The sequence below is a fragment of the Limnobaculum zhutongyuii genome, from assembly GCF_004295645.1.
In the GTDB taxonomy this organism is placed as follows: domain Bacteria; phylum Pseudomonadota; class Gammaproteobacteria; order Enterobacterales; family Enterobacteriaceae; genus Limnobaculum; species Limnobaculum zhutongyuii.
Genome location: NZ_CP034752.1, coordinates 3,937,126 through 3,963,410, shown reverse-complemented (window position 1 = coordinate 3,963,410; position 26,285 = coordinate 3,937,126). Strand labels below are relative to the sequence as shown.

Sequence of the window (26,285 nt, the reverse complement as noted above, 5' to 3'; positions counted from 1 at the left end):
TTCAATTGTTACAATACGGGCGACAATAGCGGACATATCTCGATTTGGTGACATTTTTCTGGCTCAATAATACTTGACTAAATTACTCAACTAAATAGTTGACTGAAATAGTTGGGAATGCCAAACTATCTGCATCTTCACAAACAGATGGGCATTAACAATGAGACTGACATCAAAAGGTCGCTATGCAGTAACAGCCATGTTGGACGTGGCTTTGCACTCACAAGAAGGACCGGTCCCTTTAGCTGATATTTCCGAACGTCAGGGGATTTCTTTGTCTTATCTTGAGCAATTGTTCTCCCGTTTGCGCAAGAATGGTTTAGTGACCAGCGTTCGTGGTCCTGGTGGCGGCTATTTACTGGGCAAAGATGCCGGTGATATCGCCGTTGGTTCAGTTATCAGTGCCGTTGATGAATCTGTCGATGCGACCCGTTGTATGGGAAGCGGTGGATGCCAGAGTGGTACACGTTGCCTGACCCATACACTGTGGCACGATCTCAGTGAACGCATCAGCAGCTTTCTTAATGAGATTACGCTGTCTGAATTGGTAAAGAATCAAGAAATTCTGGATGTAGCCGACCGTCAAAATAACGAAACTCAAGGTACGGTTACCAGCACTCATCGTGCATTTGATGAGGCAAAAAAGATCAATCTGCGCGCTTAATTGGCAGTGATGATTGCATTATTTAGAAGTCGTGTACGGAGCAAAGAATGAAATTACCTATCTATCTGGACTACTCAGCAACCACACCGGTCGATCCGCGCGTTGCCGAGAAGATGATGCAGTATTTGACCCTCGATGGCATTTTCGGTAACCCGGCCTCGCGTTCTCACCGTTTTGGCTGGCAGGCAGAAGAGGCGGTCGATATTGCCCGTAACCAGATTGCAGAACTGGTGGGTGCCGATCCTCGCGAGATTGTTTTTACCTCTGGTGCTACAGAAGCCGACAACCTGGCGATTAAAGGTGCAGCTAACTTTTACCAAAAGAAAGGTAAGCACATCATTACCAGTAAGACGGAGCATAAAGCCGTACTGGATACCTGCCGCCAACTGGAGCGCGAAGGTTACGAAGTGACTTATTTAGCGCCACAGGCTAACGGCATTATTGATTTAAGCGAGCTGGAAGCAGCCATGCGTGATGACACCTGTGTGGTTTCTATCATGCACGTAAACAACGAAATTGGCGTGGTTCAGGATATCGCCACCATTGGTGAAATGTGCCGTAGCCGCGGGATTATTTTCCATGTGGATGCCACCCAGAGCGTGGGTAAACTGCCGATTGACCTGTCCCAGCTTAAAGTTGACCTGATGTCTTTCACTGGCCATAAACTTTATGGGCCAAAAGGTATCGGTGCTTTATATGTTCGTCGTAAACCTCGGGTAAGAATTGAAGCTCAAATGCACGGTGGTGGTCATGAGCGCGGTATGCGTTCTGGTACTTTACCGGTGCACCAAATCGTTGGCATGGGTGAAGCTTACCGCATTGCTAAAGAAGAGATGAATACCGAAATTCCTCGCCTTCGTGCACTGCGCGATCGCCTGTGGAATGGTCTGAAAGATATCGAAGAAGTTCACCTGAACGGCTGTCTGGAACAGGGCGTAGCCAATATTCTTAACGTGAGTTTTAACTACGTTGAGGGTGAATCTCTGATGATGGCCCTGAAAGATTTAGCCGTTTCTTCCGGTTCAGCCTGTACTTCTGCAAGCCTGGAGCCGTCATATGTGTTGCGTGCTTTAGGTATGAGTGATGAATTGGCGCATAGCTCAATTCGCTTCTCTCTGGGACGTTTTACTACTGAAGAAGAGATCGATTACACCATTGATTTAGTCAAGAAGTCGATTGGCCGCCTGCGTGACCTGTCTCCACTGTGGGATATGTTCAAACAAGGCGTGGATATCAGTACCATTGAGTGGTCTCATCATTAATTGATTTGATATCGCGCTGCAGTAACGGGCGCGATAAGCAGCAGGAGTAATAAACATGGCTTACAGCGAAAAAGTTATTGAACACTACGAGAATCCTCGTAACGTTGGTTCATTTGATAATGAAGACCCTACCGTTGGTAGCGGTATGGTGGGTGCGCCAGCCTGTGGCGACGTAATGAAATTGCAGATTAAAGTTAACGATCAGGGTATTATTGAAGACGCCCGTTTTAAAACTTATGGCTGTGGTTCAGCGATTGCTTCCAGCTCTCTGATTACCGAGTGGGTTAAAGGTAAATCTTTAGATCAGGCTGAAGCAATTAAAAATACTGAAATTGCTGAAGAACTGGCGTTACCGCCGGTAAAAATCCACTGCTCGATTTTGGCAGAAGATGCTATCAAAGCAGCCATTGCGGATTATAAAAACAAACATAGTAGTAAATAAGCAATAAACGATTGAGGTTTGGTTATGGCGATTACCATGAGCGACAGCGCTGCACAACGTGTTCAGACATTTTTATCTAATCGTGGCAAAGGCGTCGGCCTGCGTCTGGGGGTAAGAACGTCGGGCTGTTCTGGAATGGCGTATGTTCTCGAATTTGTTGACGAATTACACGATGAAGATACGGTATTTGAAGACAAGGGCGTGAAGGTAATTGTAGATGCAAAAAGTCTGGTCTATCTGGACGGCACCGAGCTGGATTTTGTTAAAGAAGGCCTGAATGAAGGGTTTAAGTTTAATAACCCGAACATTTCAAGTGAATGTGGTTGTGGCGAAAGTTTTAACGTCTAGTCTGCTATCGTAACGTTTGTAGATTAAATACAGCATTCGAAAATGTCGACTTTGAAAAGTGCTCCCTTGCTGATCGCCGGTAAGGGAGTTTTCGCTTAACCTATATCATTAGATATCATCAGAGCACGTCATGGACTATTTCACACTATTTAACCTGCCGGTCCACTACGTAGTGGATACTTCATCGCTCTCATCCCGCTATCAGGAATTACAACGCCAATACCATCCCGATCGTTATGCGACGGCCTCTGAGAGTGAACGTCTCCAGTCAGTTCAGCAAGCGGCAACGATAAATGATGCTTATCAAACGTTGAAAGATCCGCTGCGTCGTGCAGAATACCTGCTGTCTCTTAACGGGATAGATGTAAGAAATGAACAGCAAACCATGCATGATACCGCGTTCCTGATGGAACAACTGGAGCTGCGTGAAGAGCTGGACGGTATTGAACACCGTAATACCAGTCAGAAAGAGATCGAATCAGCACTGTCTGCCTTTAGCCAACGAGTAGAAAAAATGACCCGGCAGCGCAGTGAACAACTAAAACAAGAATTGGATAGCCAGAACTGGAAGAGTGCGGCAGATACCGTGCGTAAACTGAGTTTTCTGGATAAGCTTCAACAGCAGGTCGAACAACTGGAAGAGAAGTTATTCGACGCCTGACGGAAACTGAACATGGCTTTATTACAAATTAGCGAACCGGGGATGACGGCAGCACCTCACCAGCGTCGGCTCGCAGCGGGTATCGACTTAGGTACCACTAACTCTCTGGTTGCCACTGTCCGCAGTGGGCAAGCCGAAACGTTACCCGACGATCAAGGTCGCCATTTACTGCCTTCCGTAGTGCATTATCAACATGAAGGAACGGATGTTGGCTGGAGCGCACGTGCTCAGGCTGCTGCCGATCCTTCCAATACCCTGAGTTCGGTGAAACGAATGATGGGGCGTTCACTGAACGATATCGTTCAACGCTACCCAAACCTGCCTTACCAACTGCAAGCCAGTGAGAATGGCTTACCGGTTATTGTTACCGCCGGTGGAATGGTTAATCCGGTTCAGGTTTCTGCGGAGATTCTGACTACGCTGGCGAAACGCGCTCAGGAGACATTAGGCGGCGATCTTGACGGTGTGGTGATTACCGTTCCTGCCTATTTTGATGACGCTCAGCGTCAGGGTACCAAAGATGCCGCTCGCCTGGCAGGATTGCATGTGCTGCGTCTGTTAAATGAACCAACTGCGGCAGCCATTGCTTATGGTCTGGATTCAGGACAGGAAGGCATTATCGCCGTTTACGATCTGGGTGGTGGTACCTTTGATATTTCTATTCTTCGCCTGAGTCGTGGGGTGTTTGAAGTGCTGGCAACCGGCGGTGATTCTGCGCTGGGTGGTGATGACTTTGACCATCTGCTGGCAGACTGGTTGCGTGAACAAGCTGGATTTGGTGCCCACAGCGACCATCAGCTTCAGCGTCAGCTACTGGATGCTGCGATAGCGGCCAAAATAGCCCTTAGCGATAGTCATAGTGCGGAAGTTAAAGTCGGTAGCTGGCAGGGTACGGTTACCCGTGAACAGTTTGACGATCTGATTGCTTCGCTGGTGAAAAAGACATTATTAGCCTGCCGTCGTGCACTGAAAGATGCCGGCGTCAGCGCAGATGAAGTACTGGAAGTCGTCATGGTTGGCGGTTCCACCCGTGTACCATTGGTACGTACTTTAGTGGGTGAGTTTTTTGGTCGAACCCCGTTAACCAGTATTGACCCTGACCGGGTTGTAGCGATTGGTGCTGCTATTCAGGCTGATGTGCTGGTTGGCAATAAGCCAGATTCCGATATTTTATTGTTAGATGTGATTCCGCTTTCTCTGGGTATTGAAACCATGGGCGGATTGGTAGAAAAGATTATTCCACGCAATACCACCATTCCGGTAGCCAGAGCGCAAGAGTTCACCACCTTTAAAGATGGTCAGACTGCGATGATGGTTCACGTACTGCAGGGCGAGCGTGAATTGGTTGATGACTGTCGTTCTCTGGCTCGCTTTACGTTACGTGGCCTACCGCCAATGCCTGCCGGTGGCGCGCATATTCGCGTAACCTATCAGGTGGATGCGGATGGTTTACTGAGCGTTACGGCGATGGAAAAATCCACCAACGTGCAGGCATCGATTCAAGTGAAACCCTCTTATGGCCTGAGCGATGATGAAATCGCCACCATGATTAAAGACTCGATGACCAACGCACAACAAGACGTTAGTGCACGTATGCTGGCAGAACAAAAGGTAGAGGCCGCCCGGGTGCTGGAAAGCCTGAATGCCGCTTTGAATAGCGACAGCGATCTGCTCACTGAAACTGAACGCGCTGCAATAGATAGCGCTATCAGCCAGCTACAAACTGCTATGCAGGGCAATGAGACTGCGATAATAGAAGCATCCATCAAGACACTGGATTCTGTAACTCAAGATTTTGCCGCCCGCCGTATGGATTCATCAATACGCCGCGCTTTGGCGGGTCATTCCGTAGATGAGGTTTAAGCATGCCTAAAATAGTATTCCTGCCCCATCAGGACTTATGTCCGGAAGGTGCGGTTGTTGAAGCAAAAGAGGGTGAAACCATATTAGATGCCGCATTACGTAACGGTATTGAAGTGGAACATGCCTGTGAAATGTCCTGTGCCTGTACCACCTGTCACTGTATTGTGCGTGAAGGATTTGATTCTCTGGCAGAAAGCAGCGAATTGGAAGACGATATGCTGGATAAAGCCTGGGGACTGGAGCCGGAGAGCCGTTTAAGCTGTCAGGCAAAAGTGACCGATGAAGATCTGGTGGTTGAGCTTCCTCGCTATACGGTTAACCATGCCCGCGAGCATTAATTAACAACGGGATATAAAAGATGAGTTTAACCTGGAAAGACAGTCGGGAAATTGGTGAAGCGCTGTACGATCAGTTTCCGGATACCGACCCGAAAACGGTACGCTTCACGGATTTACATCGTTGGGTGTGCGAGTTAGAAGATTTTGAAGATGATCCCAACGCCTCAAACGAAAAGATCCTTGAGGCGATTCTGTTAGTCTGGCTGGACGAAGCAGAATAGCAATCATTAACGGGGCCGCCTTTGGGGGCCCTTATTTTATTGGTTTAAGTAAATATAAAAATAGCGGGAGCCATAACAATGACAAATCAATTTATGCCTGTTTATCTTTCCCATGAACCTGCTGATGCGGTCTGGGGTGACAAAGCACTATTGAGCACCAACAGTGAAGGAATGACTATTCACCTCCATGGAAATGGCAAACTGGGCGCTATTCAGCGTGCGGCTCGTAAAATCGACGGCCAGGGCATCAAAAAAATCAAACTGGCGGGAGAAGGCTGGGATTTAGAACGTAGCTGGAGTTTCTGGCAGGGTTTCCGTGGTCCAAAAGGCGAAAGAAAAGTTGAGTGGGCGGCGCTGGAACAACAAGAACAGCAAGAGCTGGACCGCCGTTTACAGATTATTGACTGGGTTCGTGACACCATCAATATGCCAGCCGAAGAGCTGGGGCCTGAAGAATTGGTTAAACGTACGGTTGATCTGTTTTGCGATATTTCCTGTGATGCGGTGAGTTACCGTATTGTTAAAGGCGAATCACTGCGCGAGCAGAACTATATAGGGCTTTATACTGTAGGCCGTGGCTCCGAGCGTGAACCTGCTCTGCTGGCTCTGGACTACAACCCAACCGGTAATCCGGATGCGCCGGTATTTGCCAGTCTGGTAGGTAAAGGTATCACCTTTGACTCCGGTGGTTACAGCATGAAGCAAAGCGCCTTTATGGACTCTATGAAGTCCGATATGGGCGGCGCGGCAACTATCGCCGGTGCGCTGGCATTAGCGATTAGCCGTGGTTTGAAACAGCGTGTAAAACTGTTCCTGTGCTGTGCCGATAATCTGGTGAGCGGCAATGCTTTCAAACTGGGAGATATTATCCGTTATCGCAATGGTAAAACCGTTGAAGTGATGAATACCGATGCAGAAGGACGTCTGGTGTTAGCGGATGGCCTGATTGATGCGGAAGCACAAAATCCGCAGATGATTATTGATTGCGCCACCCTGACCGGTGCAGCAAAAATGGCGTTAGGAAATGACTATCATGCATTGTTTAGTTTCGATGATGCGCTGGCAAACGAGATGTTGAACAGTGCTAATAGCGAAAATGAACCGTTCTGGCGTTTACCGCTGGCCGAGTTCCACCGTAGCCAATTACCGTCAAACTTTGCGGAATTAAACAATATGGCAGGTGCGGCCTATACCGCTGGTGCCAGCACCGCAGCCGCTTTCCTGTCCCACTTTGTGAAAAATTATCAGCAGGGTTGGATTCATATCGACTGTTCGGCAACTTATCGTAAAGGTGCAGTGGATCAATGGTCGGCAGGAGCAACGGGGCTAGGTGTTCGGACAATTGCCAACTTGCTATTAAGCCAAAAGTCATAATGAAATAGGTTGATAACGCGGGTTGGGTACCCGCGTTATTGATGACTGATTGAATAATGGGCTGACTCTTCTATCAGAGACAGCCTATTTTTTTACATCGCGGTTATCTATTTGCCATCAGTATTTTTCTATAACTATCTTTTAATGTTATGAAAGTCACTGTGGATTATTAATGTGTGATGTAAATATTATTTAAGTGTATTTTTAATCAATGAAACTCTCTATCATCCTATATAATGCTTCACCAATCTTGAGTTTGTAAGGCTTAACAAGGAGGTTTCGGTTATGGACTACCCTATTCTTCATTCGTTACGTCAACTGAGAAATTCTGCTGACAATAGCAATTCTGAACAAAAATACCTGCAGTTTGCTCGTGAATTTCATGATCAACGGATATGGATATTGAATGAGAGTAGCCCAGCTCAGAAAGATCAAGGCCTGCTGAATGTTGGGCTTAATTATGTGGATGATGCGGAATTACCCTTCCTGTTTGCTTATCTGGGGAGTGAACCCGGCGTTCCACCTGAATCGTTACCCGAGATTCACGATCCTGAAACTGGGAGCTATATCGAAGTACGTGGTGTGACGCTGATGGGATTTTCACAGCAGCAGCGCATTGATGTTATTTTGATTAGTGATGCGGATAATTTTGAGCAGATTGATTATAAGCTTCTTGATTTTTTAACAATGAGTCTTCAACTGGAAGAGCAGGGTAATGAGCCATTACCAGCGGATTCCAGTCAGGGTATTCATATTAATGATATGCCGACCATATTTTCTAAAGCGTTATACCAATATTGTGCAGAACACCGTGACATCCAATATTGCCGATTGGGTTTTGCCTCATTAGGTTTTGGCCAACGTTGGTCGCTCTTGATGCTATTAGACAGTGGTAATGGCAAAGCCAGCGATGAACATTTGCATGATATTCAGGTATTGGCTACTCAATTGTTACCTGTTGGCATTGAGCTTACGCATTTATCTGCCAGTGATACTTCGACTCACAATATCGTGACAGGCATGGTTAACCAGCCGCCATTTTATAGTCATACTGATTCTCAAACGTGGTTTGCCAGATTAAAGCGACGATTTAATCCGCCATTACCATTAGCGATGAGATTTAGTGATTAATGAGTTTTAGGGTTATGCTTTACTAGTATAATATTTCTTCAGAATCATATTTATTTACGGCTAACTTACTTATCTACATTATCTCAGAGAGAATCGCTTATGCGTCAGGGAAATTCTGATTTTTGGAGGCTGAAGGGGCTACTTCTTGCCTCATGTCTTGGCTTCGCTTCTTTACCGCTTCATGCAGCACCGGAAACTCCACAAGCTACGCCAGCTGCAGAGCAGCAAGCGTCTCGCTATGCCGGTAAGTCGTTTACTATCCTTGATGCCTCTGAAGTCCAGCTGGACGGTGCCAGTGCGATGGTGGTGACTTTTTCAATCCCGCTTGCGGCGAATCAGAATTTTGCTTCTTTACTGAATCTGGTGGATGAGGCTAGCGGTAAAGTCGATGGCGCATGGGAAGTGTCGGACAATATGATGGAGTTACGCCTTCGTCATTTGGAACCTTCCCGTAAGTTGATTCTGACCGTTAATAAAAATCTGAGTGGCGTTAACGGAATGAAGCTGGACAAAGAGTTCCAGCAAAAGTTAACCACCCGTGATATTGAGCCTTCCATTGGCTTTGCCAGTCGCGGTTCCCTGTTACCAAGCAAAGTGATCACCGGGCTTCCGGTCATTGCCCTGAACGTGAATAAAGTTGACGTTAACTTTTTCCGCATTAAGCCGGAAATGCTTTCAGGCTTCCTGGCTGACTGGGAAGGAACCGGAGCAAAAAGTTACTGGGAATCTCAGGAATTTCTGAAAAAAGTCGATCTGGCTTATACCGGTCGTTTTGATTTAAGCCCGCAGCGCAATACGCGTGAGCAAGTGTTGCTGCCGCTAAACAGCATTAAAGAACTGCAACAGCCGGGTGTCTATCTGGCAATGATGCAGGAAGCGGGTGCTTATCAATACAGTAATCCGGTGACTATTTTCACCCTGAGCGATATTGGTATCTCTTTACACCGTTATCACGATCGTCTGGATGTGTTTACCCAGGCGCTGGAGGGCGGTGAAGGCGTATCCGGGGTTAAAGTTGAGCTGTTTGACGAAAAAGGCAACTCACTGGCACAGGCGAAAACCTCGTCTGATGGTCACGCTCAACTGATTAAAGATGATAAAGCAAAAATTATGCTGGCCACTAAAGATGGGCAAACCAGCTTAATCGATCTGAGTAAAGCGGCTCTGGATCTGTCGGAATTTGATATTGCCGGACCAGAAGGCTTCGCAACCCAATTTTTCGCCTTTGGTCCACGAGATTTATATCGCCCGGGCGAAACGCTGATTGTTAACGGTTTACTGCGCGATTCTGATGGTGCAGAGCTGCCTGACCAACCGGTAAAAGTGGATGTGCTTAAGCCAGATAATCAGGTTACACGCAGCTTTGTCTGGCAGCCGAAAAAGAACGGCTTCTATCAGTTTATGTATGACATTCCTAATAATGCTGCAACGGGCGAATGGTCATTACGCATCAACTTAGGGGACAAACAGCCCCGTTTCTATAAGTTTAAAGTAGAAGACTTCCTGCCTGAGCGCATGGCGCTGGAGCTGAAATCGGTTGAAGATGTCCCGGTTGCTCCTTCTCAGGAAATTACTTTTGATGTTACTGGCCGCTATTTATACGGTGCACCAGCTGCAGGCAACCGCCTGCAGGGGAAAATGTTCCTGCGTCCGGCCCGTGATGCGGTAGCGAAATTACCAGGCTATGAGTTTGGTTCGGTTCTGGACACCAATCTGAGTCGTTCACTCAATGAATTTGACCTGAAGTTAGATTCTGAAGGGCTAACCAGCGTAACAGTACCAAGCGACTGGGCTGAAAGTAAGTCGCCGATGAAGGTGATTATTCAGGCCAGCCTGATGGAATCCAGTGGTCGCCCTGTGACTCGTCGCGCCGAGCAGGCTATCTGGCCAGCCACTAACATGCCGGGTATCCGCCCGCTGTTTAACAAAAAAGAAGTTTACGATTACAAAACCAATAACTATAAACCTCAGTTTATGGTGGACTCTGACAGCTTAGCGGGTTTCGATATTGTTTATGCCAATGCGAAAGGTAACAAACTGTCGGCAGATGGTCTGAATGTGCGTTTGGTTCGTGAGCGTCGGGATTATTACTGGGAATGGTCCTCCAGCGATGGTTGGAGCTCCCGTTACGATCAAAAAGATTTAATTATTAATCAGGAAACGGTATCCATCGGTGCCGATCAGGTAGCTAAAGTGAGCTACCCGGTGGAGTGGGGTTCTTACCGACTGGAAGTTGAAGATCCTCATAGTGGAATGGTGACCAGCCTGCGTTTCTGGGCAGGCTATAGCTGGCAGGATAATACCGATGGTACCGGTGCGTTACGTCCGGATCAGGTCAAATTGAAACTGGATAAGCCTGCTTACCGTCCGGGTGAGAAGGTTAATCTGCACGTTGAAGCACCAACTGCCGGTAAAGGCTATCTGATGCTGGAATCCAGCGACGGGCCTTTATGGTGGCAAGAGATTGAAGTGCCGGTTGGCGGAGCTAACTTTAACGTACCAATTAATGAAGAGTGGAATCGCCACGATCTCTACCTGAGCGCGTTAGTGGTTCGTCCTGGTGATAAGAATATACAGGCTACGCCAAAGCGTGCTGTAGGGCTGTTACATCTGCCGTTGGTGGATGAAAACCGTAAGATTACTCTGGCGCTGGATGCACCAGAGCGTATGCGCCCTAACCAAACGCTGACGGTAAAAGTAAAAGCGTCTGTCAAAAATGGCGAGTTACCTAAATCAATCAACGTTCTGATGTCCGCAGTAGACAGCGGAGTATTGAACATTACCAATTACGTTACACCAGATCCTTACGAAGCTTTCTTTGGTCGTAAACGCTATAGCGTTGACCAGATGGATATTTACGGTCAGTTAATTGAAGGGAAAGGTAAAACTGCTAAGTTGAGCTTCGGTGGTGACGGTGAGGATGATGCTCTGGCTCGCGGTGGTAAAAAACCAGTTACGGTAGTGAAAATCGTCGCTCAACAGGCTATGCCAGTAGTGTTGAACGATAAGGGTGAAGGTGAAATTCAGATGCCTATCCCTGACTTTAACGGCGAGCTCAGACTAATGGCTCAGGCCTGGAGTGATGAAGAATTTGGCAGTGCAGAACGTAAAATGATCGTTGCTGCACCGCTAATTGCTGAACTGTCTATGCCTCGTTTCATTGCCGGTGGCGACCGCAGCATTCTGGCACTGGATCTCAGTAATCTGACCGATGGTGAACAGTCTCTTAATGTGACCGTTGAAACCAAAGGTCTGGTGAAACAAACCGGTGCTGCACAGCAAACGGTTAAACTGACTAAAGGTCAGCGTAAGACGTTGAGCATTCCGGTTGAAGCATTAAATGGCTTTGGTCAGGGTGATGTTACCGTTCGGGTAAATGGTCTGGTATTGCCGGGCGAGCCTTCAACGGCGTTTGAACGTCACTGGACGCTGGGCGTTCGTCCTGCAACCCCGGCGAAGACTAACAGCTATGCGATGACACTGCGTGCCGGTGAAAGCTGGGCATTGCCACAGGATGCACTGTTGGGGCTATCCACGCCAACTGTGGAAGGCCAGATGTCATTAACCGCGGTACCGCCGCTAAATGTGGCTCAGCATATTCGCGAACTGTTTGCCTATCCGTATGGCTGTCTGGAGCAAACTACCAGTGGATTGTATCCATCGCTGTATAGCAATCAGGCTCAACTGGCGGCATTAGGCATTAAGAGTGACAGTGATGATGTGCGTCGTCGCAATATTGACGTCGGTATTGAGCGCCTGTTAGGCATGCAGAAAGATAATGGTAGCTTCTCTCTGTGGGAACGTGAAGGCAGTGAAGAATATTGGTTAACCGCATACGTTACTGACTTCCTGGTTCGTGCCCGTGAGCAAGGTTATTCAGTACGAGAAGATGCGTTGAATAAAGCTAACCAGCGTTTGCTGCGTTATCTGCAGGATCGCAATCAAATCGAACCTCAATATATTTCGAACGCTTCAGCGACCAATGCCGCTAAGTTTAGCGTGCAGGCATATGCCGGACTGGTACTGGCTCGTCAGCAACAGGCACCATTAGGGGCATTACGACAGCTGTATGAACGTCGTAGCGAGGCAATGTCTGGTTTACCACTGGTTCAGTTAGGTGTTGCTCTGCAATTGATGGGCGATATGCCAAAAGCCACTCAATTGATCCAGCAGGGTACCGCAATGGGTGGCGCTAACCGTAACACCTGGTTAGGCGACTACGGTAGTGACCTGCGCGATAATGCCTTGATTCTGGCGCTGTTGAATGAGTATCACCTGTTACCTCAACAACAGGATAGTGCATTAATGTCGCTGTCAGATGCGTTGGTTTCCAACCGTTATCTGTCAACGCAAGAACGTAACGCGGTTTATCTGGCGGGGCGTGATCTGCCTAAACGTGAATCAGCAGAATGGGAAGTGGAAGTCTCAGGTGTTGAAAGTAAAGACTACGAAGAGACCAAGTCAATTTCTTCTCTGTATGATGCCACCCAGCTGGTGAAAGGTATCAATCTGACTAACAGCGGTAGCGTAACGGTATATCCACGTATTGATATTACCGGTTATCCGTTGAAACAGCCGGCTCCGGTAAGTAATCGCCTGCATATTGAACGTAACTTCCTCAATCTGGATGGCTCTAGCGCTTCACTGGATCATGTGAGCAGCGGTCAGCTGTTAGTGGTGCATTTGAATCTGTGGGCTGACAATCAGGTGAACGATGCGCTGGTAGTCGATCTGTTACCTGCAGGTTTTGAACTGGAAAACCAAAATCTGGGTAGCAGCAGCGCCAGCCTGAGTGAAAGCGCCGGAGAATTGATGGCGTTGCAAACCAAGATGCAAAGCGCTGAAATCAAGTATCAGGAATACCGTGATGACCGTTATGTTGCAGCCGTTAAGGTGGATGGCTCGAAGAGCAATCCGGTAACGCTGTTGTATCTGGTTCGTGCGGTAACACCGGGTACCTATAGTGTTCCTGCTCCACAGGTAGAATCCATGTATAAGCCAGAGTGGCATGCGATTGGGTCGACGCCGGCGAGGTTGGAGATTAAATAGTGGTGTAAGTGGGGCGAGGAGCATCGCCCCCTTATGCTTATTTAAATTGGCGTTAGAGAATATTCCGGCCGTAAGGACATAGTGCCTATATTATTTTATGTGTGCGGCCGGAAGACCATCTGTACTTTGCACTGGTGTGCGTCGGGCCTACCTTCCCTAGGGGCACTTCGTTGGCTTACGCCAAGTCGACCCCAACGGAAAGGTCTCCCTCCGTTTAACTCTGCTAATAATATTGGTTTGATATTGTTGTTGTTGTTGTTGTCGAGCTAATTTCCGCTTTGTATGAGTAACTGAATTGCGTAGTTTATTTTCCCGATTGTTCACATTTCGTTTTTGGCGCAGGCTAACTGCTGTCGTAGTGGTATTGATTGCTGTTACGGCATCGGGGCTATGGCTGGCGGATAAGATTTGGCCTTTACCTGCGCCGGATGTGCAAGTAGCCAAGGTAGTCGTGGCTGAAGATGGTTCGCCATTGTGGCGGTTTGCCGATGCGGATGGAGTATGGCGCTATTCGGTTTCGCTGAATGAAGTCTCTCCTTATTATCTGCAAGCCTTGCTGACCTATGAAGATCGCTGGTTTTATTCTCATCCGGGAATAAACCCGTTAGCCATTATGCGAGCTCTGTGGCAGAACCTGACTAACCAACGTATTGTCTCCGGCGGTAGTACGCTTTCAATGCAGGTGGCTCGCCTGATTGAACCTCATGATAAAACATTCGTTGGCAAACTGCGGCAAGTGTTCCGCACGTTGCAGCTGGAATGGCATTACACCAAAGATCAGATACTGACGATATATATCAATCGTGCACCTTACGGCGGCACATTACAGGGTATTGGCGCCGCAAGCTGGGCCTATCTGGATAAACCTCCATCAGAGCTCACTCGTTCAGAAGCGGCTCTGTTGGCAGTATTACCACAGGCTCCCAGTCGTTTACGCCCCGATCGTTATCCTGAGCGAGCGCAAGCTGCCAGAGATAAAGTGCTCGATCGTCTTGAAGAATATGGCGTTTGGGATAAGGCGCAGGTAGACGATATTAAGCAAGAGAGTGTCTGGCTGGCAGAGCGTCAGGCTCCGCAACTGGCTCCATTGCTTTCCCGACGTTTATTGGCAGAAAGCAGTACCGATGTGATTCATACCACTATTGATGCTTCATTACAGCGGCGTCTTGAAGATATGGTCATGGGGTGGAAGAGTCAGCTACCTCCCAGTACTTCTATGGGTATTTTGGTGGTTGATCATTCAACCATGTCAGTAAAAGCCTATATCGGATCGGCGGATCTCAACGACCGTAGTCGATTCGGGCATGTGGATATGATTAGCGCATGGCGTTCTCCCGGCTCAACGTTGAAGCCTTTTGCTTATGCGATGGCACTGGATGATGGGTTGATCCATGCAGAGTCACTGTTACAGGATGTACCCCGTCAGTTTGGTGATTATCGTCCTGGAAACTTTGATACCGGATTTAGCGGCCCGGTGAGCGCTTCCGATGCATTGGTTCGTTCACTCAATCTGCCTGCGGTTCAGGTTCTGGAAGCCTATGGGCCAAAACGCTTTACCGGCAATATGCGCAATGCGGGTATTGTCTTGCGTTTCCCGCTTAACAGCGATCCTAATCTGTCGTTGATTCTGGGGGGAACCGGTATGCGGATGGATCAGTTGGTTAGCGGTTATAGTGCCTTTGTGCGGCAGGGCAAAGTTGCGGCATTACGTTATCGGCCGGAAGATCCCCTGGTGGAGCGTCAGTTAGTTTCTCCCGGCGCGGCATGGATCGTTCGTCGGATTATGGCTGGGGAAGGCCGTCCGGTTCCCGATAGTCAGATTTCAGATATTACCCCGCTGGCATGGAAAACCGGTACCAGTTATGGCTATCGCGATGCGTGGACCATTGGTATGAACGGTGGCTATCTGATTGGTATTTGGGTAGGACGTCCGGATGGTACTCCGGTGGCAGGTCAGTTTGGATATGCGACTGCGGTGCCGATTCTGCATCAAATTAACCACTTGCTGATAAACCGTAATAGTCAGTTAGCGAAAAATTGGCCGAAGGATCCGCGTCCCTATTCTGTCAGTCGTGCAGTTATTTGCTGGCCTCAGGGGCAAACTCTGGACACTGGTGATACTAACTGCCGTCAGCGTCGTCAGGCATGGATTCTGGACGGTACGATCCCGCCGACGCTGTCTGCTATCGGGCAGGATACTGGCATTGGTGGTTGGTTAAACCTGTGGGTTAATGCCGAAGGGAAACGTGTCGCTCCGGACTGTAGTGGTGCCATATCACGTCGCATAGCTTTGTGGCCAATTGCATTAGAAACCTGGTTACCTTCGTCAGAACGTCGCGCCAGCCGCTTGCCGGAACGTGATACCCAGTGCCCACCTATCAGTTACGATGTCAGCCCTCCGCTGTTGATTTTGGGGTTAAAAGACGGAGCGATTCTTAAACTCATTCCGGGGACACAATCTCTCGATCTGCGTCTGGATACTCAGGGGGGCCGGGGTAAACGCTGGTGGTTTATTAACGGTGAATCTCTGATGGAAACCGAAGAAGACAAACCAATGATTCATACCCTGACGAATTCCGGTAAATATCAGATTAGCGTGTTGGATGAGAGTGGGCAGGTGAGTAGTGTGGGTTTTGTATTAGAGTAATATTTATGTTCTTGATCTTATGTTTTTGCTCTCTCTCAGAGCACTGGAATTCAGCCGACAACTGAATGAGGGTAGCACGCCGAACATGGATGTTCGGCGAGGCACAGCGACGTAGGGAGCGGCTCTGTGCCGGTGCGTAAGCCCGAATGAAGGCGGAGGGAAGTCGCGGAGGTGCAGGAGGCGTTCGCCTTAACGCCTCCTGCTCGGCCACTTGCACATTTGCTAATTTAGACTCTGTACTGTTAGTGGACGAAATTTCCTCGAGACTAAATTCATCGTATTTTGCTTTAAAATTGCACCTCAAGTCTCAATCTGTCGTTATTCTGCGCTAAAAATGCGGTATACATCCAAAAATGTGTACTAACTTCGGTTTATTTTAAAAAAATGTTACATCCGAGATAGGCAAGTCTGATATCTGCTCGTATAATCAGCCGCGAATTACGTCTGGCTACAATGATTTACCCTACAAATTAAAATATATATAGAACAGTTATCAGTAACCCCGAGGTGAATATGTCTATCGAACGTACTTTTTCCATCCTTAAACCCAATGCCGTTGCTAAAAATGCAATTGGCTCTATTTACTCGCGTTTTGAAAATGCAGGATTCACCATTGTTGCTGCAAAAATGCTACACCTGACTCGAGAGCAGGCGGCAGGTTTTTACGCGGAACATGATGGAAAACCGTTCTTCAATGGTCTGCTGGATTTTATGACCTCTGGCCCGGTAGTCGTGCAAGTACTGGAAAGTGAAAATGCGGTTCAGCGTTATCGCGATCTGATGGGGGCGACTAATCCCGCCAACGCATTAGCCGGAACATTACGTGCTGATTATGCGGATAGCATGACTGAAAATGCAGTTCATGGTTCTGATTCTACCGCTTCAGCTGCACGTGAAATTGCTTATTTCTTCAGTGATAATGAGGTTTGCCCGCGTACTCGTTAATCTGAACGATTTAATATAAAAGCCAGAGAGTTAATTTTCTGGCTTTTACTGATTTCAGGTTCATTTCAGCGGTAAATAAGTGTATCAGTTGGTGACAGAATTACAGGGGGAATGATAAAAGTCCTTTAATATCAAATGATATTTATGACCACTCCTGATTATGACTGGATATTCACTTTTAACTATACTGATGTGCATAGAAACGTTTCACTAAAAGCAGTACAATGCTGCCCGCATAACTCTCTGTAAATAAAATATCGCAGGGATAACTTTAATACCCTTTACATTCTCTAGATTTTCTAGCGCCATAAAGTGTAATAACGAGGCCTTCAATACCATGTCCGAGCAGATTTTAACGTCATCTGACGCTCCTGTTTTATCAGCCAATCCGTCAGAAAAAATTAACTTATTAGATCTTAACCGTCAGGCGATGCGTGAATTTTTTGCTTCTTTAGGCGAAAAACCATTCCGTGCCGATCAAATCATGAAGTGGATTTACCAGTTCGGTTATGACGATTTTGAGCAGATGACGGATATTAATAAAGTTCTGCGCGCACGTTTACAACAGGTCGCAGAAATTCGGGCACCTGAGATAGTAACAGAACAGCGTTCAGCGGACGGTACGATTAAATGGGCTCTGGCGGTTGGCGACCAACAGGTTGAAGCGGTATATATTCCGGAAGACGATCGGGCAACGTTGTGTGTGTCATCACAGGTTGGTTGCGCACTGGAATGTAAGTTCTGTTCAACCGGACAACAGGGTTTTAACCGCAATCTGCGGGTATCAGAAATTATTGGTCAGGTCTGGCGCGCAGCCAGAGTGATAGGGCCAGCCAGAGTTGCCGGTCAGCGTCCAATTACAAACGTAGTGATGATGGGCATGGGTGAACCTCTGCTGAATCTCTCCAATGTGGTACCGGCAATGGAAATTATGCTGGATGACTTTGGTTTTGGTCTGTCCAAACGCCGGGTAACTTTATCGACATCAGGTGTGGTGCCTGCTCTGGATAAGTTGGGTGAGATGATCGATGTGGCGTTAGCCATTTCACTGCACGCACCTAACGATGAGATCCGCGATGAAATCATGCCGATCAACCGCAAATATAATATTGAGAGCTTCCTGTCGGCGGTTCGCCGTTATCTGGATAAGTCTAATGCTAACCAAGGGCGAGTTACCGTTGAGTATGTGATGCTTGATCACATCAATGACGGAACAGAGCATGCTCATCAATTAGCTGAGTGTTTGAAAAACACTCCTTCGAAAATTAACTTAATTCCGTGGAACCCATTCCCCGGTGCCCCCTATGGCCGTAGCTCAAATAGTCGGGTAGACAGATTTTCTAAAGTACTGATGGAATACGGCTTTACTGTTATTGTGCGTAAAACCCGTGGAGACGATATTGATGCGGCTTGCGGCCAATTAGCGGGTGAAGTTATCGACAGAACCAAGCGTACTTTAAAAAAGAAAATGAATGGGGAACCTATTTCAATTAAAACACTCTAAAACATGATGTGTTACAACAATATATGAAAGTAGATTATTGTTGTAGTATAGAACGTTGTAGATACAGGGACTGTAAAATCAATGCAGAAGATATTGTTATCTATACCGTTACTGACTGGAATATTGATGGGTTGTAACAGTCAGAGAACAGAAGAACATGCCGCTGATATGGGGCAGGCTGCAGAGATTCGACTAACCTTAGGTATGGCCTATTTATCACAGGGTGATACGGTAGCGGCACGAAAAAATCTTGAACGGGCAGTGAATTATGCTCCACAAGACTACCGGACACAGCTAGGTATGGGGCTATATCTGCAGGGCATCGGGGAGAATGAACAAGCAGCTTCCCGCTATCATACGGCTTTGCAGTTAGCGCCAGAGAATGGCGATGTGTTAAATAATTACGGTGCGTTTCTCTGTAGTTTAGGGCAGTATGATGAGGCGCAACGTTATTTCGAGCTGGCAGCAGCCACTGAGCGTCTCGATGATGTTTCCAATAGCCTTGAGTATTCAGGTTATTGTTTATTGCAGGCCGGGCAACCAGATGAAGCAGATAAAAAATTAAGCCGGGCATTAAAACAAAATCCAGAAAAGGGTGTGCGGATATTAAATACTGCGGCTCGCTACTGGCAGCAGGGCAGACGTGAAGAGGCTCAGACATTGCTTAACCTCTATCAGCAAGAACTTCCTGTCAGTGCTGAAAGTTTATGGATACAGATTCAATTTGCGGCGTCAGATAATCGCGTAAACGATATAAAACGTTATGGTAAGCAACTGGCGCAAGGTTTTTCACAATCAAAACAATACCAATTATTCTTAGCTCATGAATACTGATACACCGAAAGAAAGAGAGACACCACTGGCTGAAATCGGTTACCGACTCAGCGAAGCCAGAAAAGCATTGAACCTCAGCCAACGTTCGGTGGCGGAGCAACTGCGTTTGAAGGTGAGTACTGTCAGAGAACTGGAGGATGGTTTAAATCCGTTGGATTTAGCGCCAACCTTTATCAAAGGTTATATCCGTTCTTATGCCAAGCTGGTTCAGGTGCCAGAGGATGAGTTAATTGCATTGCTGCCAAAAAGTAATGTAGAAAAGAATATTGTTGAAACTAATCGAATTAAAGGCTTTACGCTGGGTAAACCACGTAAAAAAATTGATCGTTGGTTAACCCTGTTTACCTGGTTGATTTTATTCGTAGTACTTGGTTTAACCGGAGCCTGGTGGTGGGAAAATCACAAAGCACAACAAAACGATCTGGCCCCGTCATCTGGTGAGCAAAACCAAATTTTGTTGTCCACTAACCAGCCTGATACCACGTCTTCTAATACCACCACGTCTCAGCCGTCTGTGAATCCGGATTCCACCAACAGTGCGCCTGCCGCTAATAATGCTGGTCAGGCTCCGGCCCAATCTGTTCAAAATGTTGCGCCAACGCTGGAAGAAGCGGTAGCAGCTCAGGTTGCCGAAGCAGAAGCTGCAACAGGTACGACAGCACAACCGGTACAGGATACCAATGATATCTATATGACCTTTACTCAGGATTGCTGGGTAGAAGTGATCGATGCCAGAGGTCAAAATCTGTACAGTGGTTTACAGAGAAAAGATGGTAAGTTGTCACTCTCCGGACAAGCCCCTTATCGGGTTAAACTGGGAGCGCCAGCTGGAGTAGAAATTAGTTACAAAGGCAAACCTGTCGATATGAGCCCGTATAAAAGTTCAAGTCGTACTGCTCGCCTGACGTTAGCGGCTGAATAACAAACAAAGTTAACCAGTCGTGGTAGTTTTCGGGGAGAGCTTATAATGCATAATGAAACGCCGATTGTTCGTCGTAAATCAAAACGTATTTATGTAGGTAACGTACCTATTGGCGATGGGGCTCCCATCGCCGTTCAGTCAATGACCAATACTCGCACTACTGATGTAGAGGCAACGGTAAAGCAAATTGAGTCACTACAGCGGGTTGGCGTGGATATCGTCAGAGTCTCTGTTCCAACCATGGAAGCCGCAGAAGCGTTTAAGTTGATTAAACAGCGAGTTTCAGTTCCTTTGGTGGCGGATATTCATTTTGATTACCGTATTGCTTTGCAGGTTGCCGAGTACGGTGTGGATTGCCTGCGTATTAACCCGGGTAATATCGGACGTGAAGATCGCATTCGTGCCGTTGTTGACTGTGCTCGTGACAAAAACATTCCTATCCGCATCGGTATCAACGGCGGTTCGTTAGAAAAAGACATTCAGGAAAAGTATGGTGAGCCAACGCCAGAAGCGCTGGTAGAGTCTGCTCTGCGTCACGTTGAAATTCTTGACCGTATGAACTTTGATGCTTTTAAAGTTAGCGTTAAAGCTTCGGACGTATTTTTGGCGGTGCAATCTTATCGCCTGTTAGCAAAACAAATTGAACAACCTTTGCATTTAGGTATCACTGAAGCTGGCGGTGCTCGTAGTGGCTCGGTGAAGTCGGCGATTGGTTTAGGCATGTTATTGGCTGAAGGCATTGGTGATACATTACGTATTTCACTGGCGGCAGATCCGGTAGAAGAAGTGAAAGTTGGTTTTGATATTCTGAAGGCGCTACGTATTCGCTCCAGAGGGATCAACTTTATTGCCTGCCCAACCTGTTCCCGTCAGGAATTTGATGTTATCGGTACGGTTAACGCACTGGAACAGCGTCTGGAAGATATTATCACGCCAATGGATGTTTCCATTATTGGCTGCGTGGTTAATGGGCCTGGTGAAGCACTGGTATCTGATATTGGTGTAACGGGCGGTCATAATAAGAGCGGTTACTATGAAAATGGTGAGCGCCAGAAAGAACGCTTTGATAACGATAATATGATCGACCAACTGGAAGCGAAGATCCGCGCCAGAGCCAGCATGCTGGATAAATCCAAGCGTATCGATATCAGTCAGGATTAATGAGAAATCGTGACAATATGAGTGACGATTGGTAAAAAGACAGATTAATCGGGCGGTGTTACTGTGTAATAACCGCCTGTTTGCATTGATGTGGAGAGGGAATACCTCCTATAATCAACAAAATTTTAAAGAATATAGAGAATTGACGTGTCAAAGAAAATTCAATCTGTACGTGGTATGAATGACTATTTACCAGAAGACACCGCAGTATGGCAGCGAGTTGAGGACATTATTAAGCGTGTTGTTGAGTCTTATGGATATAGTGAGATTCGCACGCCGGTTCTTGAACAAACCCCGTTGTTTAAGCGTGCTATTGGTGAAGTTACTGATGTAGTAGAAAAAGAGATGTACACCTTCAACGATCGCGAGCGCGATGGTGAAGAGGTGACATCGTTAACCATGCGTCCGGAAGGGACTGCCGGTTGCGTTCGCGCCGGTATTGAGCGTGGTCTTATCTACAATCAGGAACAGCGTCTGTGGTATTTAGGGCCGATGTTTCGTCATGAACGTCCTCAGAAAGGCCGTTACCGTCAATTCCATCAAATGGGTGCCGAAGTATTTGGTCTTGCCGGACCGGATGTCGATGCAGAACTGATTATGCTGACGGCTCGCTGGTGGCGTGAACTGGGTATTGCAGAACACGTTACTCTGGAGCTAAACACTATCGGTTCACTGGAAGCCCGGGCCAATTATAAAGAGGCATTAGTTGCGTTTTTAGAACAGCATAAAGATAAGCTGGATGAAGACTGCAAACGCCGTATGTATTCCAACCCGTTGCGGGTACTGGATTCAAAAAATGCCGGCGTTCAGGCGCTGTTAAACGGCGCTCCGACATTAATGGATTATCTGGACGAAGAGTCTAAACAACATTTTGCCGGTCTGTGCGCATTTTTGGATAATGTTGGTATCGGTTATACAATTAATCCACGTTTAGTTCGTGGTCTCGACTATTACAACCGCACGGTATTTGAATGGGTAACCACCAGTTTAGGTGCTCAGGGTACAGTATGTGCCGGTGGTCGTTATGATGGTCTGGTTGAACAATTAGGTGGACATGCAACACCGGGTGTTGGTTTTGCAATGGGGCTGGAACGTCTGGTACTGTTAGTGCAGGCGGTTAACCCGGAGTTTAAAGCCGCACGACCAGTGGATGTTTATCTGATATCTTCCGGCGAAGGTACGCAAATTGCGGCCATGAAGCTGGCTGAAACTATTCGTGATACTGCCCCTGAGCTGCGTCTGATGACCAACTACGGTGGTGGTAACTTTAAAAAACAGTTCGCCCGTGCCGATAAGTGGGGAGCGCAAGTGGCCCTGGTTCTGGGTGAAAATGAAGTAGCAGCCGGGCAGGTGGTAGTGAAAGATCTGCGCAATGGCGAACAACAAACTGTGACGCAGGCTGAAGCTGCGGCGCATTTAGCAACATTGATCGGTTAATCAAGAGGGACACCGTGGAAATCTATAACAATGAAGACGAGCAGTTAGATGCGGTGCGTAACTTTTTCCGTGAAAATGGAAAAGCTATCGTAGTGGGTGTCGTTTTAGGTATCGGTGGTCTGTTTGGCTGGCGTTACTGGCAGTCACATCAGCATACCAGCTTAACGACTGCTTCGGTCTCCTTTGATAATGCTATGTTGCAAAGCGAGAATACGGCGGGTTTAGAGGCATTTGTTCAGGCTAATGGCAACACCTATGGTGTTTTTGGTGCGCTGAAACTGGCTCAGGACCTGGTTGAGAAGGGTGATTTTGCCAAAGCTAAGCAACAACTGCAGTGGGCGCAAACTCATACCAAGGACGATAATCTATTGCCAGCCATCAATCTGCGTCTGGCGCGTATTCAACTGCAAGAGAAGCAGTTTGATGATGCGTTAAAAACGCTGGATGCAGTACAGAAAGGTGGTTGGTTTGCACAGGCTCAGGCAATTCGTGGTGATGTTTTAGTGGCCAAAGGTGATACAAAAGGTGCGCGTGATGCATATACGCAAGCATTTGAAGATAATCCATCGCCGGTACTGAAAGAGTTACTGCGTATTAAACTGAACAATCTGGCCGCCTAAGGGGATTTGAATGAAATTACGTAGAATTTTTTGCGTAGGATTGCTGTCTGTAACCATGTTGAGTGGTTGTTCGCTGTTTGGCGGCGATGATGATGCAGTAAAAATGTCACCACTGCCACAGGTGAGTAACCAATTCTCACCGAACAAGCACTGGAGTACTTCTGTCGGCAATGGTGTTGGTGAATACTATTCTCATCTGCGTCCATCCTGGCAGGACGGCCGTATTTATGCGGCAGCGCGTAATGGTCAGGTTAAAGCGATGGATGCCGATAGCGGCAAGCAAATCTGGAAAGCTGACGTGACTGAAAGTGCAGGTTTCTTCTCTTCTGCTAAATCACCGATGTTATCCGGTGGCGTAACCGCAGCGGGCGCACATGTTTATGTCGGTAGCGAAAATGCTGTCGTTTATGCCCTTAACAGTGCCGATGGCGCGCTGGCATGGAAAACGTTGGTTGCTGGTGAAGTATTATCTCGCCCTGTAGTGAGTAATGGCTTAGTGCTGGTTCATACCACTAACGGTATGCTACAGGCGTTAAGCGAAGCTGATGGTACCATTAAATGGACCGCTAACCTCGGTATGCCATTGCTTTCTCTGCGCGGTGAATCAGCGCCAGCAGTAGCACATGGTGCTGCCGTTGTTGGTGGTGATAACGGTCGTGTGAATGCCGTACTGTTAGATCAAGGCCAGTTAATTTGGCAACAGCGTATTTCTCAGCCAAGTGGTGCAACAGAAATTGACCGTTTAGCTGACGTAGATAGCACGCCGGTGATCGTTGATAACATAGTTTATGCTCAGGGTTATAACGGTAGCTTCACTGCCATGGACCTGCGTTCAGGCCAGATTATCTGGAAACGCGATATGGGTTCAGTTAATGATTTCTTTATCGACAGCGGTCGCGTTTTCCTGGTAGATCAGGATGATAAAGTGGTTGCTCTGACGCTAAATGGCGGAACCGTCATGTGGACACAAAACGATCTGTTACATCGCCAACTGACTGCACCAGTGCTGTTTAATGGCTATGTAGTGGTCGGTGATTCAGAAGGTTATCTGCACTGGATGGATAGCGCTACCGGTCAGTTTGTTGCACAAAATAAAGTGGATAGTGATGGATTCCTGTCTTCGCCAATCGTTGCAGGCGATCGACTGGTGATTCAGGCTCGTGGCGGTAGTGTTTACTCCTATAGCCGCTGAGTTAATGATTATCCAAAAGGCATGATGTAATTGAATTATGCCGGTTGAAAAACGGCTCCTGACACCAGGGGCCGTTTCGTCTTCTATAAAGCTGGTGATGTTTTTTAATTAACCATCTTAAAATCATATAGTTATAAAGAAAGAGGCTTTAATAATGATCCCTGTTATCGCGCTGGTCGGGCGTCCCAACGTGGGTAAGTCCACGCTATTTAACCGCTTAACGCGTACTCGTGATGCATTGGTTGCTGATTTCCCGGGATTAACCCGCGATCGGAAATACGGTAAGGCCGAATCTGCTGGCCACGAATTTATCGTTATCGATACCGGTGGTATTGATGGAACCGAAGACGGTGTTGAAACCCATATGGCAGGTCAGTCGCTATTGGCGATTGAAGAGGCTGATGTTGTTTTATTTATGGTGGATGCTCGTGCCGGGCTGATGCCAGCAGATCAGGGCATTGCTCAGCACCTGCGGATGCGCGAGAAGGCGACTTTCCTGGTAGCGAATAAGACCGATGGTCTGGATCCTGACAGTGCGGTAGGCGATTTTTATGCGCTGGGATTAGGGGAAGTTTATCCGATTGCAGCTTCTCACGGACGTGGTGTAACTTCTCTGATTGAGCAGGTGCTGGGCCCGGTAGTTGAAGAAGATGAGTCTGCTGAGTCAGAAAATCCGGATGATGAGTTTGCGGATATCGGTACCGATATCTGGGATGAAGAGTTCGATGAAAACGCACCAGAAGGTGAGGAAGAAGAAGACTCCTCTTATCTGGAAAATTTACCGATTAAACTGGCGATCGTTGGCCGCCCTAATGTGGGTAAGTCCACGCTAACTAACCGAATTCTGGGTGAAGAACGCGTGGTTGTTTATGATATGCCGGGAACCACCCGCGATAGTATCTATATTCCGATGACCCGTGATGAACGTGAATATATCCTGATTGATACTGCTGGCGTACGGAAACGTGCAAGAGTGACCGAAACGGTAGAAAAATTCTCCGTGATTAAAACTTTGCAGGCCATTGAAGACGCTAACGTAGTATTGCTGGTGATTGATGCACGTGAAGGCATTTCCGATCAGGACCTTTCTCTGTTGGGATTTATCATTAATAGTGGGCGCTCACTGGTTATTGCGGTAAACAAATGGGATGGTCTGTCTCAGGACATCAAAGAGCAGGTTAAAGAGGCATTGGATCTGCGTTTGGGCTTTGTTGATTTTGCTCGAGTTCATTTTATCTCAGCGTTGCATGGTAGCGGTGTAGGTAATCTGTTTGAGTCAGTGCAGGAAGCCTATCGCTGCGCAACTCGCAGAGTGAGCACCTCTTTACTGACACGTATTATGCAAATGGCGCAGGATGACCATCAACCACCATTAGTGAGCGGTCGCCGTGTGAAGCTGAAATATGCTCATGCGGGGGGATATAACCCGCCGATTGTGGTTATCCATGGTAATCAGGTGAAAGACCTGCCGGATTCCTATAAGCGTTATCTGATGAATTATTTCCGCCGTTCGCTGGAAGTGATGGGAACACCAATTCGTATTCAGTTTAAAGAAGGCGATAACCCGTTTGCGGGCCGTCGCAATAAGCTGACGCCAACCCAGCAGCGTAAGCGTCGTCGCCTGATGCAGCATATTAAGAGTCGTGGCAAGTAAGTCTTTAAGAAAGTAA

Annotated in this window: 21 protein-coding genes; all 21 read left to right on the top strand. The window is 47.4% G+C overall.

Translation table 11 applies throughout. From position 1 onward, the window contains the following. The first annotated feature begins 160 nt into the window (after positions 1-160). The 21 genes from iscR to der all read left to right on the top strand — a co-directional run bounded on the left by iscR (position 161) and on the right by der (position 26,269). The gene (iscR, locus tag EKN56_RS17680) at positions 161-664 is read left to right on the top strand and encodes a Fe-S cluster assembly transcriptional regulator IscR (protein ID WP_130593015.1); all 504 of its coding nucleotides are present in this window, start codon (positions 161-163) and stop codon (positions 662-664) included. A gap of 47 nt (positions 665-711) precedes the next feature. Next, on the top strand, positions 712-1,926 hold the full coding sequence (locus EKN56_RS17675; RefSeq protein ID WP_130593014.1) for an IscS subfamily cysteine desulfurase: 1,215 nt from the start codon (positions 712-714) through the stop codon (positions 1,924-1,926). 55 nt (positions 1,927-1,981) lie between these two features. Further along, a complete protein-coding gene (gene iscU / locus EKN56_RS17670) occupies positions 1,982-2,368 on the top strand; it encodes a Fe-S cluster assembly scaffold IscU (protein ID WP_130593013.1) in 387 nt (128 codons plus the stop codon). Between the two features lie 24 nt (positions 2,369-2,392). After that, positions 2,393-2,716: an iron-sulfur cluster assembly protein IscA gene (iscA, locus tag EKN56_RS17665; protein WP_130593012.1), complete on the top strand. Its 324-nt coding sequence runs from the start codon at positions 2,393-2,395 to the stop codon at positions 2,714-2,716. Positions 2,717-2,846: 130 nt separating this feature from the next. Beyond that, positions 2,847-3,377 carry a co-chaperone HscB gene (gene hscB, locus EKN56_RS17660; protein ID WP_130593011.1) on the top strand — a complete coding sequence of 177 codons (531 nt, stop codon included), beginning with the start codon at positions 2,847-2,849 and terminating at the stop codon, positions 3,375-3,377. A 12-nt stretch (positions 3,378-3,389) separates the two neighbouring features. Next, positions 3,390-5,240 (top strand): Fe-S protein assembly chaperone HscA, encoded by a 1,851-nt coding sequence (gene hscA / locus EKN56_RS17655; protein ID WP_130593010.1) that lies wholly within the window; start codon positions 3,390-3,392, stop codon positions 5,238-5,240. 2 nt (positions 5,241-5,242) lie between these two features. Continuing rightward, a complete protein-coding gene (fdx, locus tag EKN56_RS17650) occupies positions 5,243-5,578 on the top strand; it encodes an ISC system 2Fe-2S type ferredoxin (protein ID WP_130593009.1) in 336 nt (111 codons plus the stop codon). Between the two features lie 20 nt (positions 5,579-5,598). Then, the gene (gene iscX / locus EKN56_RS17645) at positions 5,599-5,799 is read left to right on the top strand and encodes a Fe-S cluster assembly protein IscX (RefSeq protein WP_108901592.1); all 201 of its coding nucleotides are present in this window, start codon (positions 5,599-5,601) and stop codon (positions 5,797-5,799) included. A gap of 78 nt (positions 5,800-5,877) precedes the next feature. Continuing rightward, positions 5,878-7,173 carry an aminopeptidase PepB gene (gene pepB, locus EKN56_RS17640; RefSeq protein WP_168189682.1) on the top strand — a complete coding sequence of 432 codons (1,296 nt, stop codon included), beginning with the start codon at positions 5,878-5,880 and terminating at the stop codon, positions 7,171-7,173. A gap of 285 nt (positions 7,174-7,458) precedes the next feature. Continuing rightward, a complete protein-coding gene (locus EKN56_RS17635; RefSeq protein ID WP_130593008.1) occupies positions 7,459-8,304 on the top strand; it encodes a hypothetical protein in 846 nt (281 codons plus the stop codon). 99 nt (positions 8,305-8,403) lie between these two features. Beyond that, a complete protein-coding gene (locus tag EKN56_RS17630) occupies positions 8,404-13,353 on the top strand; it encodes an alpha-2-macroglobulin family protein (RefSeq protein ID WP_130593007.1) in 4,950 nt (1,649 codons plus the stop codon). Positions 13,354-13,648: 295 nt separating this feature from the next. Next, a complete protein-coding gene (gene pbpC / locus EKN56_RS17625; protein WP_246019879.1) occupies positions 13,649-16,000 on the top strand; it encodes a peptidoglycan glycosyltransferase PbpC in 2,352 nt (783 codons plus the stop codon). Between the two features lie 513 nt (positions 16,001-16,513). Then, on the top strand, positions 16,514-16,945 hold the full coding sequence (gene ndk / locus EKN56_RS17620; protein WP_130593006.1) for a nucleoside-diphosphate kinase: 432 nt from the start codon (positions 16,514-16,516) through the stop codon (positions 16,943-16,945). Between the two features lie 337 nt (positions 16,946-17,282). Continuing rightward, the gene (locus EKN56_RS17615) at positions 17,283-18,449 is read left to right on the top strand and encodes a bifunctional tRNA (adenosine(37)-C2)-methyltransferase TrmG/ribosomal RNA large subunit methyltransferase RlmN (protein WP_130593005.1); all 1,167 of its coding nucleotides are present in this window, start codon (positions 17,283-17,285) and stop codon (positions 18,447-18,449) included. A gap of 81 nt (positions 18,450-18,530) precedes the next feature. Next, the gene (gene pilW, locus EKN56_RS17610) at positions 18,531-19,283 is read left to right on the top strand and encodes a type IV pilus biogenesis/stability protein PilW (RefSeq protein WP_130593004.1); all 753 of its coding nucleotides are present in this window, start codon (positions 18,531-18,533) and stop codon (positions 19,281-19,283) included. After that, positions 19,273-20,205, top strand: coding sequence for a cytoskeleton protein RodZ (gene rodZ / locus EKN56_RS17605; protein WP_130593003.1), 933 nt, complete (start codon positions 19,273-19,275; stop codon positions 20,203-20,205). Before pilW ends, rodZ begins: the two co-directional genes overlap by 11 nt. Positions 20,206-20,250: 45 nt before the next feature. Beyond that, on the top strand, positions 20,251-21,366 hold the full coding sequence (ispG, locus tag EKN56_RS17600; RefSeq protein ID WP_130593002.1) for a flavodoxin-dependent (E)-4-hydroxy-3-methylbut-2-enyl-diphosphate synthase: 1,116 nt from the start codon (positions 20,251-20,253) through the stop codon (positions 21,364-21,366). A gap of 147 nt (positions 21,367-21,513) precedes the next feature. Further along, positions 21,514-22,803 carry a histidine--tRNA ligase gene (gene hisS, locus EKN56_RS17595; RefSeq protein WP_130593001.1) on the top strand — a complete coding sequence of 430 codons (1,290 nt, stop codon included), beginning with the start codon at positions 21,514-21,516 and terminating at the stop codon, positions 22,801-22,803. Between the two features lie 14 nt (positions 22,804-22,817). Further along, positions 22,818-23,423 (top strand): YfgM family protein, encoded by a 606-nt coding sequence (locus EKN56_RS17590; protein ID WP_130593000.1) that lies wholly within the window; start codon positions 22,818-22,820, stop codon positions 23,421-23,423. Between the two features lie 10 nt (positions 23,424-23,433). Then, positions 23,434-24,615 (top strand): outer membrane protein assembly factor BamB, encoded by a 1,182-nt coding sequence (gene bamB, locus EKN56_RS17585; RefSeq protein ID WP_130592999.1) that lies wholly within the window; start codon positions 23,434-23,436, stop codon positions 24,613-24,615. A gap of 154 nt (positions 24,616-24,769) precedes the next feature. Then, positions 24,770-26,269, top strand: coding sequence for a ribosome biogenesis GTPase Der (der, locus tag EKN56_RS17580; RefSeq protein WP_130592998.1), 1,500 nt, complete (start codon positions 24,770-24,772; stop codon positions 26,267-26,269). Positions 26,270-26,285: the final 16 nt, after the last annotated feature.

Bases quoted from the DNA above. Each gene is read 5' to 3' on its own strand.
- hscA (WP_130593010.1), top strand. From the start codon at position 3,390: ATGGCTTTATTACAAATTAGCGAACCGGGGATGACGGCAGCACCTCAC.
- EKN56_RS17635 (WP_130593008.1), top strand. From the start codon at position 7,459: ATGGACTACCCTATTCTTCATTCGTTACGTCAACTGAGAAATTCTGCT.
- EKN56_RS17615 (WP_130593005.1), top strand. From the start codon at position 17,283: ATGTCCGAGCAGATTTTAACGTCATCTGACGCTCCTGTTTTATCAGCC.
- EKN56_RS17630 (WP_130593007.1), top strand. From the start codon at position 8,404: ATGCGTCAGGGAAATTCTGATTTTTGGAGGCTGAAGGGGCTACTTCTT.
- pepB (WP_168189682.1), top strand. From the start codon at position 5,878: ATGACAAATCAATTTATGCCTGTTTATCTTTCCCATGAACCTGCTGAT.
- pilW (WP_130593004.1), top strand. From the start codon at position 18,531: ATGCAGAAGATATTGTTATCTATACCGTTACTGACTGGAATATTGATG.
- iscU (WP_130593013.1), top strand. From the start codon at position 1,982: ATGGCTTACAGCGAAAAAGTTATTGAACACTACGAGAATCCTCGTAAC.
- ndk (WP_130593006.1), top strand. From the start codon at position 16,514: ATGTCTATCGAACGTACTTTTTCCATCCTTAAACCCAATGCCGTTGCT.
- rodZ (WP_130593003.1), top strand. From the start codon at position 19,273: ATGAATACTGATACACCGAAAGAAAGAGAGACACCACTGGCTGAAATC.
- iscX (WP_108901592.1), top strand. From the start codon at position 5,599: ATGAGTTTAACCTGGAAAGACAGTCGGGAAATTGGTGAAGCGCTGTAC.
- fdx (WP_130593009.1), top strand. From the start codon at position 5,243: ATGCCTAAAATAGTATTCCTGCCCCATCAGGACTTATGTCCGGAAGGT.
- hscB (WP_130593011.1), top strand. From the start codon at position 2,847: ATGGACTATTTCACACTATTTAACCTGCCGGTCCACTACGTAGTGGAT.
- der (WP_130592998.1), top strand. From the start codon at position 24,770: ATGATCCCTGTTATCGCGCTGGTCGGGCGTCCCAACGTGGGTAAGTCC.
- ispG (WP_130593002.1), top strand. From the start codon at position 20,251: ATGCATAATGAAACGCCGATTGTTCGTCGTAAATCAAAACGTATTTAT.
- iscR (WP_130593015.1), top strand. From the start codon at position 161: ATGAGACTGACATCAAAAGGTCGCTATGCAGTAACAGCCATGTTGGAC.
- EKN56_RS17675 (WP_130593014.1), top strand. From the start codon at position 712: ATGAAATTACCTATCTATCTGGACTACTCAGCAACCACACCGGTCGAT.
- iscA (WP_130593012.1), top strand. From the start codon at position 2,393: ATGGCGATTACCATGAGCGACAGCGCTGCACAACGTGTTCAGACATTT.
- bamB (WP_130592999.1), top strand. From the start codon at position 23,434: ATGAAATTACGTAGAATTTTTTGCGTAGGATTGCTGTCTGTAACCATG.